This is a genomic window from Vibrio genomosp. F10 str. ZF-129 (assembly GCF_000287055.2).
Classification (GTDB): domain Bacteria; phylum Pseudomonadota; class Gammaproteobacteria; order Enterobacterales; family Vibrionaceae; genus Vibrio.
This window is the reverse complement of the sequence record NZ_AJYQ02000061.1, coordinates 1-529: the sequence shown is the minus strand read 5'-3', so window position 1 is coordinate 529 and position 529 is coordinate 1. Positions and strand designations below refer to the sequence as shown.

The 529-nt window shown below is 40.1% G+C and carries 1 protein-coding gene; it reads left to right on the top strand.

The window, feature by feature from the left end; genetic code table 11:
* Nucleotides 1-477, top strand: a 477-nt coding sequence (locus A1QO_RS06405) for a GNAT family N-acetyltransferase (RefSeq protein ID WP_017041176.1), incomplete at its 5' end; no start/stop codon positions are given.
* Nucleotides 478-529: the final 52 nt, after the last annotated feature.

Here is a 529-nt window from a genome sequence, read left to right as displayed (position 1 = left end):
GTTTATTTGCCGCTTAGCAGAGCGTTAGTTGCTATTGAGTTTGAGGTTAGAATGAATATCGATTTTAGTGTGTCTCCCTCAGAGGAAGAAATATCAGAAATTTACAATGGTTTATCAGTATTTAATGAACCACATTTCCCTGATCTTGATGAGAATACCGTGGGTTATTTCGTTCGAAATGAGGACGGTAAAATTCTTGGTGGATTAATAGGGAACCTATTATTTACAACTCTCCATGTGAACTATCTTTGGTTATCAAAGCCACTCCGTGGTTCAGGGTATGGAACGAAGCTACTCCAACTTGCCGAACTAGAAGCCAAGAATCGTGGTGTAATGAACGTGTTCTTGGATACGTATACCTTCCAAGCACCAAAGTTTTATGAACAGCATGGGTATAGCGAGGTTGGTCGATATACTGACTATCCACGACAAGGCGTAGATAAAGTGTTCTACCAGAAATGTTTGGCTCGCAACTAACAAGCAATTTAAGATGGATTCACAACGCTTGGCACTTTTGCTTCTACTTCAA